This window comes from Microvirga sp. 17 mud 1-3 (assembly GCF_003151255.1).
Lineage (GTDB): Bacteria > Pseudomonadota > Alphaproteobacteria > Rhizobiales > Beijerinckiaceae > Microvirga.
In genome coordinates this window covers 2,385,276-2,400,786 of sequence record NZ_CP029481.1, presented here as the reverse complement: position 1 = coordinate 2,400,786, position 15,511 = coordinate 2,385,276, and the positions used below count along the sequence as shown (strand labels likewise).

15 protein-coding genes are annotated in these 15,511 nt (G+C 64.9%); 8 read left to right on the top strand and 7 right to left on the bottom strand.

The features are described 5' to 3' along the window. Positions 1–3 precede the first annotated feature (3 nt). Together plsY and dprA are read left to right on the top strand one after the other, a co-directional pair. Positions 4–606 (top strand): glycerol-3-phosphate 1-O-acyltransferase PlsY, encoded by a 603-nt coding sequence (gene plsY / locus C4E04_RS11440; RefSeq protein ID WP_109597604.1) that lies wholly within the window; start codon positions 4–6, stop codon positions 604–606. Beyond that, positions 603–1,811 carry a DNA-processing protein DprA gene (dprA, locus tag C4E04_RS11435; RefSeq protein ID WP_109597603.1) on the top strand — a complete coding sequence of 403 codons (1,209 nt, stop codon included), beginning with the start codon at positions 603–605 and terminating at the stop codon, positions 1,809–1,811. The genes plsY and dprA overlap by 4 nt, the downstream gene beginning before the upstream one ends. A gap of 3 nt (positions 1,812–1,814) precedes the next feature. Here dprA and C4E04_RS11430 read toward each other — a convergent pair whose 3' ends face one another. Beyond that, positions 1,815–2,048 carry a hypothetical protein gene (locus C4E04_RS11430; protein WP_109597602.1) on the bottom strand — a complete coding sequence of 78 codons (234 nt, stop codon included), beginning with the start codon at positions 2,046–2,048 and terminating at the stop codon, positions 1,815–1,817. Positions 2,049–2,147: 99 nt separating this feature from the next. Beyond that, the gene (locus tag C4E04_RS11425; protein ID WP_109597600.1) at positions 2,148–3,071 is read right to left on the bottom strand and encodes an AEC family transporter; all 924 of its coding nucleotides are present in this window, start codon (positions 3,069–3,071) and stop codon (positions 2,148–2,150) included. A 163-nt stretch (positions 3,072–3,234) separates the two neighbouring features. Here C4E04_RS11425 and arfB point away from each other — a divergent pair, with 163 nt between their 5' ends. Next, on the top strand, positions 3,235–3,657 hold the full coding sequence (arfB, locus tag C4E04_RS11420) for an alternative ribosome rescue aminoacyl-tRNA hydrolase ArfB (RefSeq protein WP_109597599.1): 423 nt from the start codon (positions 3,235–3,237) through the stop codon (positions 3,655–3,657). A gap of 102 nt (positions 3,658–3,759) precedes the next feature. On the opposite strand, the gene C4E04_RS11415 is transcribed toward arfB, so the two are convergent. From C4E04_RS11415 to epmA, 3 genes are all read right to left on the bottom strand, one after another. Then, positions 3,760–5,472 (bottom strand): calcium-binding protein, encoded by a 1,713-nt coding sequence (locus C4E04_RS11415; protein ID WP_162559361.1) that lies wholly within the window; start codon positions 5,470–5,472, stop codon positions 3,760–3,762. 423 nt (positions 5,473–5,895) lie between these two features. Then, a complete protein-coding gene (locus tag C4E04_RS11410; RefSeq protein WP_109597597.1) occupies positions 5,896–6,957 on the bottom strand; it encodes a lysine-2,3-aminomutase-like protein in 1,062 nt (353 codons plus the stop codon). Further along, on the bottom strand, positions 6,954–8,024 hold the full coding sequence (gene epmA, locus C4E04_RS11405) for an EF-P lysine aminoacylase EpmA (protein WP_109597596.1): 1,071 nt from the start codon (positions 8,022–8,024) through the stop codon (positions 6,954–6,956). Before epmA ends, C4E04_RS11410 begins: the two co-directional genes overlap by 4 nt. 146 nt (positions 8,025–8,170) lie before the next feature. Between epmA and efp the strand changes: the two genes are divergently transcribed. The 5 genes from efp (at position 8,171) to C4E04_RS11380 (ending at position 12,957) form a co-directional block, all read left to right on the top strand. Further along, positions 8,171–8,737 (top strand): elongation factor P, encoded by a 567-nt coding sequence (efp, locus tag C4E04_RS11400; RefSeq protein WP_109597594.1) that lies wholly within the window; start codon positions 8,171–8,173, stop codon positions 8,735–8,737. A gap of 114 nt (positions 8,738–8,851) precedes the next feature. Then, entirely contained in the window at positions 8,852–10,036 is a 1,185-nt protein-coding gene (locus C4E04_RS11395) for an aminotransferase (protein ID WP_109597593.1), read from the top strand. Between the two features lie 176 nt (positions 10,037–10,212). After that, positions 10,213–11,268: a Ppx/GppA phosphatase family protein gene (locus C4E04_RS11390; RefSeq protein ID WP_109601038.1), complete on the top strand. Its 1,056-nt coding sequence runs from the start codon at positions 10,213–10,215 to the stop codon at positions 11,266–11,268. After that, positions 11,247–11,966 carry an RlmE family RNA methyltransferase gene (locus C4E04_RS11385; protein ID WP_109597592.1) on the top strand — a complete coding sequence of 240 codons (720 nt, stop codon included), beginning with the start codon at positions 11,247–11,249 and terminating at the stop codon, positions 11,964–11,966. Before C4E04_RS11390 ends, C4E04_RS11385 begins: the two co-directional genes overlap by 22 nt. Positions 11,967–12,009: 43 nt before the next feature. Continuing rightward, a complete protein-coding gene (locus C4E04_RS11380) occupies positions 12,010–12,957 on the top strand; it encodes a Gfo/Idh/MocA family protein (protein WP_109597591.1) in 948 nt (315 codons plus the stop codon). 131 nt (positions 12,958–13,088) lie between these two features. Here C4E04_RS11380 and C4E04_RS11375 read toward each other — a convergent pair whose 3' ends face one another. Continuing rightward, on the bottom strand, positions 13,089–13,946 hold the full coding sequence (locus C4E04_RS11375) for a dienelactone hydrolase family protein (RefSeq protein ID WP_109597590.1): 858 nt from the start codon (positions 13,944–13,946) through the stop codon (positions 13,089–13,091). Positions 13,947–13,979: 33 nt separating this feature from the next. After that, entirely contained in the window at positions 13,980–15,413 is a 1,434-nt protein-coding gene (locus C4E04_RS11370) for a DHA2 family efflux MFS transporter permease subunit (RefSeq protein ID WP_109597588.1), read from the bottom strand. Positions 15,414–15,511: the final 98 nt, after the last annotated feature.

Genomic DNA, 15,511 nt, shown 5'->3' with positions numbered 1-15,511 from the left:
CGAATGTCCGACGACGTGCACCTTTTCCACCTGCTGATCGCCCTGGTCTTCGGCTATCTCCTCGGCTCGATCCCGTTCGGCGTGATCTTCACCCGCCTGGCGGGCCTCGGCGACATCCGGAAGGTCGGCTCCGGCAATATCGGCGCCACGAACGTCCTGCGCACAGGCCGCAAGGACATCGCGGCCGCAACCCTCGTGGGCGATGCCCTGAAGGGCACGGTGGCGGTGCTCGTGGCCGGATTTTGGGGGCAGGATCTCGCCACCATCGCGGCGCTCGGGGCTTTTCTCGGCCATCTCTTCCCGGTCTGGCTCGGCTTCAAGGGCGGAAAGGGGGTCGCAACCTTCGTGGGCGTCCTCATCGGCCTCATGCCGCTCGCAGCCCTCATCTTCGCGCTCATCTGGCTCTCGCTCGCCTATCTGAAGCGCTACTCGTCCCTTGCGGCCCTCGCCGCGACGGCTGCGACGCCCTTGGTGCTCTGGGCTCTGGGCGAACCCAGGATGGCGGGCGTCATCCTGATCCTCGTCGTCCTGCTCTGGTGGAAACACAGCGAGAATATCAGCCGCCTGGTCGCCGGCACGGAAGGCAAGATCGGGCAGAAGGGATGAGCGGGACCCGCCTCACGGACGAGCAGCGCCTCGACTGGCTGCGCCTGATCCGATCTGAGAATGTGGGGCCGCGGACCTTCCGCGCCCTGGTCAACCGCTATGGCGGTGCCGCCGCCGCTCTCGAGGCACTGCCTGACCTCGCCCGCCGGGGCGGACGCCTGATCCTCAAGGTGACGAGCCGGGCAGAGGCCGAGAAGGAGATGGCCGCCGCCGCCCGCCTCGGCGCCCGCTTCGTCGCCATGGGCGAGCCCGATTATCCGAAGGCGCTCCAGGCCGTCGACACGGCGCCGCCGCTCATCGCCGTGCGTGGCTCGGGCGAGATCTTCGCCCGTCCTGCCGTCGCCATCGTCGGCTCGCGCAACGCCTCCGCGGCCGGGCTCGCCTTCGCGGAGCGCCTCGCGCGTCAGCTCGGCGAGGCCGGCTACGTAGTCGTCTCGGGCCTCGCCCGCGGCGTCGATACCCGCGCCCACCGGGCGGCCCTCGATCCGGGTACGGTCGCAGTCCTCGCAGGCGGGCATGACCGGATCTATCCGTCCGAAAATGCGCCGCTTGTCGATGCCATTCTGGACCGGGGCGGGGCTGTGGTCTCCGAGATGCCGTTCGGCTGGGAGCCCCGCGGCCGGGACTTCCCGCGCCGGAACAGGATCGTCTCGGGCCTGTGCTACGGCGTGGTGGTGGTCGAGGCGGCGCGCCGCTCCGGCTCGCTGATCACGGCGCGCTTCGCCCTCGAGCAGGGACGCGAGGTCTTCGCCGTGCCGGGCTCGCCTCTGGACCCCAGGGCCGAAGGAACGAACGACCTGATCCGCGAGGGCGCAACCCTCTGCGCGGGGATCGAGCACATCACGGCCGTGCTGGAGCCCCTCGTGGCGACGGGCTGGCGTCCCGATTCCGGCGCCGAGGAGCCGCGTTCTCGTGTCGTCTCCGAGGAACTCTGGGACGAACTCGACCTGCCGGACGTTCCGCGACCGCCCCTTGGAGCTGTCTTCGATGATCGGGGGGGCGAGGTGAGGGACGAGCGCCAGGACGGCCCGGCACGGGTGGAGCTGATCGACCTGCTCGGGCCCTCCCCAGTTCCGGTGGACGACCTCGTCCGCCTGTCGGGCCTGCCGATCGGGCAGGTTCAGACGACCTTGCTGGAGCTGGAGATTGCCGGGCGCCTCGAGCGCCATGGCGGCAATGCGGTCTCGCTGATCGCAAGCCGCTGAGGCTCAGCCTCGGCGGGCACTGCCCTGGACGGCTCGGGTCGCCTCCAGGCGGGCCATATCGAGCAGATAGGCCAGGAGGTCCAGGTTCGAGCGCCGGGCGAGGAAAGACAATTCCGCCGTGAATTCCGCGATGTACTGAGCCGTCTCGGCCGTGGGCGCATGGATGCCCGGGGCGCCGGACGTCTCCGTATCGGCTGGCGAGGGGGCTGGGCTGGCGCGGAGCGGAGGCTTGGACATGGAGCGCGTTCGCTGACCTGTTTGGAGAGGGTTGCGCTTAGATAGCAGCACAACCCGTAATATTACAAGATCGCGTATTAGCGCATAAGTTGTAAAAGGTCAGAGAAAGGCAATCAGCACGGGCAGCGAGACAGCCGCGACCAGAAGCTGGAGGATCAGGATCTCGGCCATCAGCGGCGCATTCCCGCCCATCTGGCGTGCCAGGACATAGGCGGAGCTCGCCGAAGGCACTGATGCGGCAATGACCGTGACGGCGATATCGTCACCCGTGACACCGCTGAGTCTGGCGAGGCCGACGGCGACCAGCGGCAGGACAAGGAGCTTGAGCACGGTGGAGACCGCATGAGCTACACCTGGGCGGGCGAGGCGGCGGATTTCGAAACCCGCGCCGACCACTAGAAGCCCCGCAGCCAGGGCCGACCGGCCGAGGAGGTCCACATAGCCGACGAGAGGCTTGGGCAGAGGCGGGACAAGAAAATTGAGGGCGAGGCCCACCACGCAGGACCAGATCAGGGGATTGGACGCCACCATGCGCAGGATTTCCCGGGGACTGTGCCGGGGGCGGCCCGCATAGCGGATGAACACCGAAATCGCGAGCAGGTTGAGAAGCGGCACCATGGCCGCGACCGCAACCGCGATCAGCGCCACGCCGCGCTCGCCGTAGAGGCTGCCCGCGATGGCGAGCGCTACGAAGGTGTTCCAGCGGGTGGCGCCCTGGAACACGGACGTGAAGCTCGGCCCATCGACGCCGAACTTCCGCTCTAGGAGCGGTCTGAGGGCGAGAGCGAGGGCACTCACGATCAGGATGGCTGCGACGAGAGACCCGCCGACGCCTGCGATCGGGACGGAGTGCAGGTCGGCGCGCGCCAGCGTGTCGATGAACAAAGCTGGGAAGAACACCACATAGGTGACCCGCTCCAGCCCCATCCATTGCTTGTCGTCGACGAAGCCGGTGGCGCGGCAGAGCCAGCCGGTGGCGATGATGAGAAAGGTCGGGACCAGGCTGGCGAGAACGGCGGACATGGGAAGCCGGATAGGGGAAGGGCACGAGGCGCTTAGACCGGATCGACGCCTGCGGCAAGCGGCCGGTGAAGCTTCCTCCGCAGCTTGCTGGAAAATGCGAAGCTCACCATGGACAGGCGGGCCGGACTGGGCCAGTGTCCCGACCCGTTTACCCGAGGCGATCATGATCCCGGTCACCGACACCATCGCGCTCGACGAATCCGAGATCGACGAGACGTTCATCCGCGGCTCCGGGCCGGGCGGGCAGAACGTCAACAAGGTCGCGACCGCCGTGCAGCTGCGCTTCGACGCGCGGCGCTCCCGCTCCCTGCCGGACCAGGTCGCCATCCGCCTGATGAAGCTCGCCGGGAGCCGCCTCACCACCGACGGCGTCATCGTGATCACGGCCCAGCGCTTCCGCACCCAGGAGCGCAACCGGGAGGACGCCCTCCAACGGCTCGTCGACCTGATCCGCCAGGCCACCGAGGTGCCGAAGCCCCGCCGCAAGACCAAGCCGACACTCGCGTCGAAACAGCGCCGGCTGGAGACGAAGTCCCGGCGCTCGGAGATCAAGAAGGGGCGGGGATCCAAGCCGGGATTTGAGTGACGAGCGGTTTTAAAAGTATTGAAGCCCGGCAAGATGCGCCTGACTTCCCAGTCTTCCGACAGGAAGCGCAGGGCACCCGAAGGCGCCCCGAGGCAGCCTTCATCAGATGATGAAGAAGTCCTTTTCGGTCAGCGCCAACCCTTTCGTCAGAGCCGCGATCTTCACGGGATCCGCCCCGCCTTTTCCGTCGGGATCGTAATACAGGGCGCCGTTCGTCTTGTTGTAGATGATCCGGTCATTGGCATCGTGTGCCGCGGTCCCAACCCAGAAGGCTGCTTTGGAGAGAGCGACCGGATCGCTCATAGAGCCCTTCTTGCCGAGCCCGGTAAAGATCTTGTGGCTTAGGTAGATGCTGTCATCGACGGGGGAAAAGTCGGCGATCTTATCGAAATTGGTCTGGCGATTGGGCTTCAGGTCGAAGACGAAAACATCTTTGCCTTCCCCGCCGGAAAGAATGTCGTTACCGCTCTTGCCGTTGATGATGTCATCACCGCCGTTGCCGTGGATGACATCCACCAGGCTGTCTCCCGTAAGGACCTCGCCCTTGTCATCGCCCACCGTGGTCCGGCTCAAACGGAATTCACGGCCCTGGATGCCAGTCGTGTTGCCTCCGGATTCCCGCTCGACCGTCCAGGTGGCGACGAATTTTCCTGCGGAGAGGCCAGCCAGGGATGCCTCCGACTCGCCGCGCGAGGAAGCGGCGAGGTCGACCACATCGGTCAGCGCCTTCCCTTGGGAATCGAGGACGCGCCCCTGAATGTTCGTGTCCGAACCGGTGTGGTTGGTCCAACTGACCACGATGGCATCGTTGGAAAGGGTCGTGATATTCGGATCGCCCTGAATTCCAGCCTGGATGCCGGTGCTGCTATTGGCCGCCGTGCCGACGTGAAGGGCCTCGGTTCTGGGAGTGCCATCCGCGTTGTAGATGCGTGTCACGATGTCCCAATCCTTTTGGGTTGGGCCGAGATCGAGAGGCGTCACATAGGTGACGGCGAACCCGCCGTCACGCAGCCCGACCGCCTTGATACTTTGTTTAACGGTCACGGGGTTCGCGTCGTAGCTAGAAGCGGTATAATGGGCTGCCAGATCATGCGTGGTGATCGGCACGGCCTTCTTGTCGAGGGCGCGGCCATTGGCGTCGAACCTCTGGAAATAATAGATCAGACCCAGGGCCAACTCGTCTGACGAGGCGACGGACACAAAGCCGCCCTTGGAGAGGCTCGCGACGGACTGGGAGGTCGGTAGGTCGATGCCGCCCATCGTGTCCTGAATTCGGATCAGCTCGCCGACCTTTGTGCCAGCAGCATTGAAGCGTTGCGCATAGAAATGAGCGGTTTCGGACCAGCCCCTCATCCATGAAGCGACGTAGCCGCCTTTCACAAGCGTTACATCCGGATGCATGGAGCCTTGGTAAGACGAACCTTGCTTATAGCCGCGATCCAGAAAAAACTCTTCGTTATCCTGGCCCGTTGCATCGAGTATATTCCCACGAACCTTCCAGTTGTTGGAATCCACATTGGAATGGTCATCGTAAAGGGTAACGATTTTCCTGTTGGACAGCGAAATCGTCGCCGGGTCCAACTGCGTACCGGATGTTGTCGTATTCACTTTGAATTCATGGGAGATGGCTCGACCGCTTTCGCTGAATGACCGGCCGTCCACGGAGGTGCCGATGCTGGTGTTGAAGGCGACATGAAAGCCCCCTTCAGGTCCCCCGAGGCGCGTGACATCCGAGTGAGACTGATTTCCGGCTGCTTTACTGTTGATGCGCAGCACAGACGTTACGGGAGAGAAACTATACGTCGCGTTAGCCATTTGGATCTCGCTTAAGGGAAAGTGGGTTTATTAAATGTTATATCTATAAATAGCCCACATATAGCCAACGATATATTAATTCAATAGAGTTTTACACTGACATTCAAAAACCTGAGTAGGATGATTAAATTCACAGATTGTTTCCTCGCCAAGTTGAGGTTTTTATATTTCTGAATGAGAGGTTGTGCTTTCTTGCTGCCTCGGTGCTCGACATCGAGAAGGCAAGCGCAGCCTGCGGCCTGGACCGGAAAATCCTTTACGCCTCCATATTCGGACGCGAGCGCGTGCCCTTTGGCGACCGATGCCTAAAGATTTCATTAGTATTTAAATCAGGAATAACATCTTCGGACGTTACGTAATGCGCGTGCTGGAAAGACCGTTATTCCTTGCCGCTGCACCGGCAATCCCAGCCGGGCAATATCGCTAACCATCCGTTCCCTTCGGTGGATAGGCATGCCCCTGGCCTTTGAAATCTGTGACCGTGTAGTGGCCGCCTTCGTCCTGAAGTGCGTCGGGGCCGATGACGGCTTTCCCGTGCCCGCCGGGAATGTCGAGGATGTAGGTCGGTTGGCACAGGCCGGAGATCCGGCCGCGCAGGGCGGCCACCAGGGCGCGGCCCTCCTCGATCGACAGGCGGAAATGACTCGTGCCGGGCGCGAGGTCCGGGTGGTGGAGGTAGTAGGGCTTGACGCTCGTCTCCACGAAGGCGCGCATGAGGGCGGCGAGCACGGCCGGGTCGTCGTTGACCCCGCGAAGGAGGACGGACTGGCTCAGCATTGCGATGCCGGAATCGATCAGGCGGGCGCAGGCCGCACGGGCCTCCTCCGTCAGCTCCCGCGGATGGTTGGCGTGGAGGGCCACGTAGGTCGTCTTGCGGCTGGCCTTAAGAGCCTCGATCAGTGCCCCGTCGACCCGCTCGGGCTCGACCACGGGAACACGCGTATGAAAACGCACGACCTTCACGTGCGCGATTCCGGCGAGCCTTTCGGTGATCTCAGCAAGCCGGCGCGGGGAAAGGACAAGTGGGTCACCCCCCGTGAGGATGACCTCCCAGATCTCCGGATGCGCCGCGATATAGGCGAAAGCCGCGTCCATGGCCTCCGGCGAGAGGGTGCCGAGCCCCTGCGGTCCCACCATCTCGCGTCGGAAGCAGAACCGGCAATAGACCGGGCAGACATGCACGGCCTTGAGCAGGACCCGGTCGGGATAGCGGTGGACGATCCCCTCCACGGGGCTATGGGGCAGGTCTCCGATAGGGTCCTGCCGTTCTTCCGGAGTCGTCACGAGTTCCGCGGCGTCCGGCACGAACTGGCGTGCGATGGGATCGGCAGGATCATCGCGGTCGATCAGGGCTGCCATCGCAGGAGTAATCGCCACCGCATAGCGGGCGCCGACGCGTGCCGCATCCTCCGCCCGCTCCACCGGAAGGAGGCCTGCTTTCACCAGCTCGGCCGGGCTGCGCAGGGTCCTCGCATTCGCCGTCATGGCGCCGTCTCCGCCACGGGCGCCCAGATCACCTGGTCGATGCGGGAGGCGCCGGTCGCCAGCATCACGAGCCGGTCGAAGCCGAGCGCGATGCCGCTCGCCTGGGGCATCAGGGTGAGGGCGGCCAGGAAATCCTCGTCCAGCGGGTAGCTTTCCCCATAGACGCGCATCTTCTCGGCCATTTCGGCCTGGAAACGGCGGCGCTGCTCGGCCGGATCGGTCAGCTCCCCGAAGGCGTTGGCGAGCTCGACCCCGCAGGCATAGAGTTCGAACCGCTCCGCCACCCGCTGGTCGCCGGAGGCCGGACGGGCGAGGGCCGCTTCCGCAACCGGATACTCGTCCAGGATCGTGGCCCGCTCCAGGCCGAGATGCGGCTCGACCTTCTCGACGATGACCCGGCTGAAGAGGTCGGCCCAGGTATCGTCCGCCGCGACCCGCAGGCCCGCTTCCTCGAGGGAGGCGGCGAGGCGCTCCCGGTCGGTCGCACCGCTCCGGTCGATGGAGGCCAGGAGATCGATGGAAGCGTAGCGCCGGAAGGCCTCCGCGACGCTCAGGCGCTCCGGTTCCTCGAAGGGATCCACCGTCCGACCTCGGTACGTGAGCGTGCGGGTGCCGGCCTTCTCGGCCGCGAGACCGAGGAGTTCGGCACAGTCCCGCATCAGGGCCTCGTAGGTCTCGCCCGACCGGTACCATTCGAGCATGGTGAATTCCGGATGGTGCAGGGGGCCGCGCTCCCGGTTGCGATAGACATGGGCGAAGCAGGCGATCCGCGTCTCGCCGGCGGCCAGGAGCTTCTTGCAGGCGAATTCCGGCGAGGTGTGCAGATAGAGCGGGGTTGCGGCGCCGCCCATGCCGACGGCCTCGGTCGCGAAGGCATGGAGATGGGCCTCATTGCCGGGCGAGACCTGGAGCGTGGCCGTATCGACCTCGATGAAATCGCGCTCCTCGAAAAAGCGCCGGAAGGCAGCCTGGATCCGGTTGCGGGCCAGGAGAAACGGGCGCCGGTCCGCATGGACATGGGGCGTCCACCAGGGGGAGGCAGCGGGCTGGGCGTTGGTCCGTTCCAAGGGTTTGTCTCAGGGGGTTGTGCGGTCAGGCTGGCGATTTTCGCGAAGATAGGCTAGTTGCGGCACCGAATAACATTTTCGAGCGTCCCTCGGGGGCTGGATTGCCGGCCTCGGGACGCGCCTATCTGTCACAAGGAAAGCTTCCCGTGAAGGTCATTGCCTCAACGCTCCGCAAAGGCAACGTCGTCGACATCGACGGCCGGCTCTATGTGGTCCTTACCGCCCAGAACATCCATCCCGGCAAGGGCACCCCGGTGACCCAGCTCGACATGCGCCGGATTTCCGACGGCGTGAAGGTCTCCGAGCGCTACCGCACCACTGAGCAGGTCGAGCGGGCCTTCGTGGAGGATCGCGAGCACACCTTCCTGTACGAGGACGGCGAGGGCTTCCACTTCATGAACCCGGAGACCTACGACCAAGTGGCCGTTCCGGAGGACATCATCGGCGACCAGAAGCCCTACCTCCAGGAAGGCATGGCCGTGATGCTCTCGACCCATAACGGCGTTCCGATCGCCATCGAGCTGCCGGCCCGCGTTACCCTCGAGATCACCGAGACCGAGCCGGTCGTGAAGGGCCAGACTGCCTCCTCGTCCTACAAGCCCGCCATGCTGTCGAACGGCGTGCGCACCATGGTGCCGCCCCATATCCAGGCTGGCACCCGCGTGGTCATCATGACCGAGGACGGCTCCTACGTAGAGCGCGCGAAGGACTAAGCCGGCTTTGCGTCCTCCTGGCGTTTCGCCGGGAATCCTTTCTTGAAGGATGGGCTTTTTCGGTGAATTTTCGCCGGAAGCCCATCCTTTTTTATTCCAAGGTGAATCGTTCCCATGGCCAGCGCCGCCCTGAACCCCATCAATCCCCTGATCGCGGATGTCGGGAGCCCTCCGATCCCGGAGGCGCAGGCCTGGACAAAGCGCTATGACGGGTCCCGCGGCCCGCTCATCAACCTGTCCCAGGCCGTGCCCGGGAATGCGCCGCATCCGGGGATGCTGGAGCGCCTTGCCGCCTCGGCAGGCTCCCCGGCCGGTGCGCAATATGGGCCCATCGACGGCGATTCCGGCCCGCGGGAGGCCTATGCGGCCGAGCTGTCGCGGATCTACGAAGGGCCGATTGCGCCTGCCGACACGGCCATCACGGCCGGTTGCAACATGGCCTTCTTCGCCGTCATGATGCTCCTCGCCCGCCAGGGTGACGCAGTGCTGCTGCCCACTCCCTGGTACTTCAACCACCAGATGAGCCTCGACATGCTGGGAATCGAGGCCAAGCCCCTCCCATGTCGGCCGGAGGCGGGATTCGTGCCGCGGGTCGAGGATGCCGAGGCCCTGATCGACGACAAGGTGAAGGCCCTCGTCCTCGTCACGCCCAACAACCCGACTGGCGCCGTCTATCCGGCTCACGTGATCGAAGCCTTCGCGGACCTGTGCCGTCGGCGCGGGATTTATCTCGTTATCGACGAGACTTATCGGGATTTCCTGCCAGCCGGCATCAACCGCGCCCACGGTCTGTTCGCGACACCCAACTGGCGCCCGACCGTGATCCAGCTCTACTCGTTCTCCAAATCCTATGCGATTCCCGGCCACCGCATGGGCGCCGTCGTGGCGGATGCGGGGCTGATCGAGCAATTGGGGAAGATCCTCGACTGCATCCAGATCTGCGCACCGCGCACCGCGCAGGCGGCTTTGCCCTGGGCCATCGACGCTCTGCGGGACTGGCGCGAGGCCAACCGGGCCGAGATCAACGTGCGTGCGGCCACGTTCCATCGCGCCCTGGAGCCGCTGCCCGAGTGGAAGATCGAATCGGTCGGCGCCTATTTCGCCTATCTTCGACACCCCTTTGCGGGCGTATCCTCCCAAGCCGTCGCCGAAAAGCTCGCCACGGAGCGCGGCGTCCTGTGCCTGCCGGGAAGCTATTTCGGACCGGGGCAGGAGGGGCACCTGCGCGTCGCCTTCGCCAATGTGGGCGCTGATATTCTCACCGATCTGACCGACCGCTTCCGCGGATTGTCCGTCTGAGACTCTCCCTCTGCGCCGTCCAAAACGCATCCCCGACCCTTGGCAGAGTGTCAAAGGGGTTGTTACTCTTCGGGCCAAACAGGCATCCGTTCGATGCCGGGGATGTAGTTTTGACCGTTAAATACGATGCGATCGCCGAGGCAGAGGGGGACAGACCGAATCCGCTCGCGGACCGCGTGAAGGATGTGCCGTGGCGCGGGGATCGTCCGCTTGGGGTCGCGGGGCGGCGGAATGGACGCCGTCGTTCCGCGCGCAGCTATGCGGCCCTGGATCTCGGCACCAACAATTGCCGGCTGCTCATCGCCGAGCCCGCTCATTCCGGGTTTCGGGTCGTGGACGCGTTCTCGCGGATCGTGCGTCTCGGCGAGGGTCTGGGATTCGGCAATCACCTGAGCGAGGACGCGATCGAGCGGACGCTCGACGCCCTGCGCATCTGCCGTGACAAGATGGCCGCAAAAGGCGTGAGGCGTGCCCGTCTCGTAGCCACGGAGGCGTGCCGTCTTGCGACCAACGGTCTCGCTTTCGTGGAGCGGGTGCGCGCCGACCTGGATTTGGAACTCGAAATCGTTGACCGGAAGACCGAGGCGTATCTTGCCGTCACGGGCTGTGCCTCCCTGGTCGATCCGAGGGCCGAATCCGTCATTGTCTTCGATATCGGTGGCGGCTCGACCGAGATCGCCTGGCTCGACGGGCAGGCACCGCATATGTTCGCCGATCCCTGCAAGCGCATCCGCGCCTGGGATTCGTTGCCTGTGGGCGTCGTGACCCTGGCTGAACGTCACGGGGGCATCGACGTGACGCCCGAGAGCTTCGAGGCCATGGTCGAGGAGGTTACCGAACTCCTGCTCGACTTTGCGCTGGTGGCGGCGGAGGCCGGGAGGGCGCCGAATTTTCACCTGCTCGGCACGTCCGGCACGGTCACAACCGTCGGCGGCATCCATCTCGGCCTTCCCCGCTATGACCGGCGGCGGGTGGATGGTATGTGGATGCGGAACCGGGACATCACGGCGGTCATTGAGGGCCTGCTCGGATCCGATTTCCAGGAGCGCGCCGCCAATCCTTGCGTCGGCCGCGACAGGGCGGATCTCGTCCTTGCGGGCTGCGCCATCCTGGAGGCGATCCGGCGGGCTTTTCCCTCGGACCGCCTGCGCATCGCCGACCGAGGGCTGCGCGAAGGAATTTTGATGAACATGATGCGTGAAGACAGCGTATGGCGGGAGAACCGTCGGTGAGTACTCCAAAGTCCGGAGCAGGGTCGCGCACCCTCAAGCAGCGCGTGAAGACTGCCAACAAGCGCTCGCTCTCGTCCCAGAAGTGGCTCGAGCGGCAGCTGAACGACCCATATGTGGCGCGGGCGAAGCGCGAGGGTTACCGCTCGCGGGCGGCTTACAAGCTCCTGGAGATCGACGAGAAGTACCACATCCTGAAATCCGGTCAGCGGGTGGTCGATCTCGGCGCCGCGCCCGGCGGCTGGTCGCAGATCGCGGCCCGCAAGGTGGGCGAGAAGGGCCGGGTCGTGGGAATCGACCTCCTGCCCATCGACCCGATGCCGGGGGTAGAGTTCGTGCAGCTCGACTTCCTGGACGAGTCCGCACCCGACAAGCTCATTGAGATGCTCGGCGGGCCGGCCGACATCGTCATGTCTGACATGGCCGCCAACACGACTGGCCACAAAAAGACGGATCACCTGCGCATCATGGGGCTTGCGGAGGCCGCTATCGCGTTTGCGCGGGAGATCATGGCACCGGGCGGCGTGTTCATCGCCAAGGTCTTCCAGGGCGGCACCGAGAGCCAGCTTCTCGCCGATCTCAAGCGCGATTTCGCCACGGTTCGGCACGTGAAGCCGGCGGCGAGCCGCGCCGACTCGTCGGAACTCTATGTGATGGCCACCGGTTTCCGGGGCGGTGCTGACAGGTCGCCTTTGTCCTGAAGCACCATTTTCGGGCCGGCCACGAAGGGCAGGAGGGCAGGGCATGGTTCACAGGATCGGCATCATCGGCTTCGGCAAGATCGCGCAGGATCAGCACCTGCCGGCCATCCGCGCCAATCCGAACCTCGAGCTCACCGCCGTGGCCAGCCAGCGCGGCCTCAAGCCGGACGAGGCACGGCACACCTTCACGGATTACCGGGAGATGCTTCGTGAGGTGACGGACCTCGACGCGGTCGCGATCTGCACACCTCCACAGGTGCGCCACCTCATCGCGCGGGATGCGTTGGAAGCCGGAAAACATGTCCTCCTCGAAAAGCCCCCTGCTGCCACGTTGAGCGAACTCGAGGATCTTCGCCGACTTGCGAACGAAATGCGCAAGGTCGTCTTCACCACATGGCACGCCCAGTATAACCGGGGCGTGGACGTAGCCCGCGACGCCTTGGCAGGGCGCACGGTCCGGCGCCTCCTCGTCACCTGGAAAGAGGACGTGCGGCACTGGCATCCCGGCCAGCAATGGATCTGGGAGGCGGGCGGATTCGGCGTGTTCGATCCGGGCATCAACGCCCTGTCTATCGTGACCAAGATCATGCCGACGCCCGTCTTCATCCGGCAGGCGGACCTCGCGTTCCCGGCCAACCGGGATGCGCCCATCGCGGCAGACCTGCGCCTGTCGACCGGCCCGGAGGACACGGATCTGCAGGCCGTGTTCGACTGGCGGCAGACCGGGCCGCAGACCTGGGATATCGAGGTCGATTGCGTCGGCGGGCCTCTGCTCAAGCTCTCCCATGGCGGCAGCCGCCTGGAGATCGACGGCTCCCTCGTGGTGGAGGAAGAATCCGAAGAATACCCGGCCATATACCGCCGCTTCGAGACCCTGCTGGCCGAGGGACGGTCGGAGGTGGACGACGCTCCCTTCCGCCTCGTCGCCGACGCCTTCATGCTCGGCCGCCGCATCCAGGTTGAGGCTTTCGAGGACAATCCTCCCCACTGACCTTGGGTGTTCGTCAGAAAGCGCCGACCTACTCTCCTCCCACTTGTGGAGAGGGAACCAGGTCACGCAGCGCCCCAGCTATGCTGAAGACATTCACCGTCGCCTCTCCCTCGAAGCGACGCGGGCAACTCTCAGCCGAGGTGCTTCTTCAGGAAGGCCACCGTGCGGTTCCAGGCGAGGTCGGCTGCTGCCTTGTCGTAGCGGGCTTCGTTGGTGTCGTTGTTGAAGGCGTGGTTCGCGCCTTCGTAGACATAGAGCTCGTAGGTCTTGCCGGCGTGCTTGAGGGCCGCTTCATAGGCCGGGATGCCCGCGTTGATGCGCTCGTCGAGCCCCGCGTAATGGAGCAGGAGAGCAGCCTTGATCTTCGGCACGTCCTCGGCCTTCGGCTGGGCGCCGTAATAGGCGACACCGGCGGAAAGGTCCGGATCCGCCACCGCGAGGTTGTTGACTGCGCCACCGCCCCAGCAGAAGCCGACCGCGCCGACCTTGCCGTTGCCGTCGGGCAGGGCCTTCAGATAGGCCACGGCCGCCTTGCCGGCGGCGATCACGTCCGGCTGCTTGAGCTGGCCGATCATCTCCCGGCCCTTGTCTTCATCAGCCGGCGTGCCGCCCATGGGCGACAGGTAATCGAGGCCGAGCGCAATGAAGCCTTCGGTCGCCACCCGGCGCGTGACATCCTTGATATGCGGGTTGAGGCCCCGGTTCTCGTGGATCACGAGGACGGTCGGGAGTTTGCCGCCGGCGGATTTCGGACGGACGAGGTAGCCTTTGAGCCCCTGAACGCCGGGAATGTCGACAGTCGTGGCGGCGATGCGCGGGTCCTTCTCGTCTACCGTGTCTGCCCTGGCGTAGTCGTTCTGCAGGATGGGCAGGAGGGCAGCGGCTGCCGCGGCGCTTCCGGCAAGGCTCGTCAGCTTGTCGAGGAAGGCGCGGCGGTTCATGCCGCCATGGGTGAAGTGGTCGTAGAGATCGATGATGCGCTGGTCCATGGCGGCCCTCCGGTTCCCGAACGAATGGGAATATTAAGGCGCCCGGGTGCCGTCGCCCAGGCCGGTCGCCGGCTGGAGCTTCAAAGATTTGTGACCGGACATCTCGGCCCCCGCATCGTGCGGCAGGCGCATGAACGCGAAGGTCGAAAGCGTGGCCACCCCGGCCACGATCCAGAAGGCCGGTCCGAAATCATGCGCCACGATGGTGGACGACCCGTGGAATTCCGAGGCAGCCTCGAGCGCGAAGGCGCCCAGCGCCACGCCCATGCTGAGGGCGAGCTGCTGCGAGACGCTCGACAGGCTGGTGGCGTAGCTCATGTCCCGGTTCGAAATGTCCGCGAACGCGAGGGCATTGATGCTCGTGAACTGGAGCGACCGGAAGCATCCGCCGATGAACAGGATGATCATGATCAGCCAATGGGGTGTCGAGGGGGTGAAGAACCCGTTGGTCGCGATGAAGGCTCCACCAATGACCGCATTGATGGTCAGGAGGCGCTTAAACCCGACCTGTTCGAGGATGCGCTTCGCCATGGTCTTCATGAACAGGGCGCCCACGGCCGCGATGAAGGTGAGCGAGCCGGACGCAAGCGGCGAGAGGCCGAATCCGACCTGGAGCATCAAAGGCAGGAGAAACGGAATGGCCCCGACGCCGACCCGGAACAGGGAGCCGCCCGTCACGCTTGCCCGGAAGGTCTTGATCTTGAAGAGGTCGAGCCGGAGGACCGGATGGGGCGTGCGCCGGGCATGGCGGATGAAGAGGAGGATGCCCAAGGCCCCGATCAGCGCGCAGGCCAGCGAGACGGAGGGCGGGATCAGGTGGCGCCCGCCCGACGCGAAGCCGAGCATCAGAAGGGCGAATCCCGCTCCGGCCAGGAGAAAGCCGACGAAATCGAAGGGCGGCGTCTCCTCTTCCTTGATCTCGGGGACGAAGATCGTTGCCAGCACGATGCCGAGGATGCCGATGGGGATGTTGATGAAAAAGATCCAGCGCCAGTCGAAGTAGGTGGTGATGAAGCCGCCTAAGGGAGGTCCGGCGATGGGCCCAATCAGGGCCGGAATGGTCAAGGTCGCGAGGGCCTGGACCACCTCGTTGCGCGGTACGCTGCGCAAGAGGACGAGGCGCCCGACCGGCACCATCATGGCGCCGCCCATGCCCTGAATGAAGCGGGCGAGGACGAAGCCGCCGAGCGATCCGGCCGCGGCGCAGGCCAGGGAGCCGGCCATGAAGACCGCGATGGCGGCCCGGAAGATCGTCTTGGAGCCGAACCGGTCGGCCATCCAGCCCGAGATCGGGATGAAGATCGCAAGCCCTACCAGATAGGAGGTGAGCGCCAGCTTGAGCGCGATGGGATCCTCGCCGATATCCTGCGCAATCATGGGCAGCGAGGTGGCGATCACGGTCGAGTCCGTGTTCTCCATGAAAAGCGCTGTCGCGATGATGAGAGGCAGGAGGCGGGATTGGCGCATGACCTTTGGCAATTACCCGCAAGTGGGCCGCTTGCCTAGCGGGTCCGTCGCACGGCAGATCTTCTTTTCCAACAGGGTTTTACCGCTTTGCGAATAGG

What these genes read in the sequence shown, in the direction of transcription:
- arfB (WP_109597599.1), top strand. Translation starts at nt 3,235, where the DNA reads ATGATCCCGGTCACCGACACCATCGCGCTCGACGAATCCGAGATCGAC.
- C4E04_RS11415 (WP_162559361.1), bottom strand. Translation starts at nt 5,472, where the DNA reads ATGGCTAACGCGACGTATAGTTTCTCTCCCGTAACGTCTGTGCTGCGC.
- dprA (WP_109597603.1), top strand. Translation starts at nt 603, where the DNA reads ATGAGCGGGACCCGCCTCACGGACGAGCAGCGCCTCGACTGGCTGCGC.
- C4E04_RS11380 (WP_109597591.1), top strand. Translation starts at nt 12,010, where the DNA reads ATGGTTCACAGGATCGGCATCATCGGCTTCGGCAAGATCGCGCAGGAT.
- C4E04_RS11425 (WP_109597600.1), bottom strand. Translation starts at nt 3,071, where the DNA reads ATGTCCGCCGTTCTCGCCAGCCTGGTCCCGACCTTTCTCATCATCGCC.
- C4E04_RS11410 (WP_109597597.1), bottom strand. Translation starts at nt 6,957, where the DNA reads ATGACGGCGAATGCGAGGACCCTGCGCAGCCCGGCCGAGCTGGTGAAA.
- C4E04_RS11395 (WP_109597593.1), top strand. Translation starts at nt 8,852, where the DNA reads ATGGCCAGCGCCGCCCTGAACCCCATCAATCCCCTGATCGCGGATGTC.
- plsY (WP_109597604.1), top strand. Translation starts at nt 4, where the DNA reads ATGTCCGACGACGTGCACCTTTTCCACCTGCTGATCGCCCTGGTCTTC.
- C4E04_RS11370 (WP_109597588.1), bottom strand. Translation starts at nt 15,413, where the DNA reads ATGCGCCAATCCCGCCTCCTGCCTCTCATCATCGCGACAGCGCTTTTC.
- C4E04_RS11385 (WP_109597592.1), top strand. Translation starts at nt 11,247, where the DNA reads ATGGCGGGAGAACCGTCGGTGAGTACTCCAAAGTCCGGAGCAGGGTCG.
- C4E04_RS11375 (WP_109597590.1), bottom strand. Translation starts at nt 13,946, where the DNA reads ATGGACCAGCGCATCATCGATCTCTACGACCACTTCACCCATGGCGGC.
- C4E04_RS11430 (WP_109597602.1), bottom strand. Translation starts at nt 2,048, where the DNA reads ATGTCCAAGCCTCCGCTCCGCGCCAGCCCAGCCCCCTCGCCAGCCGAT.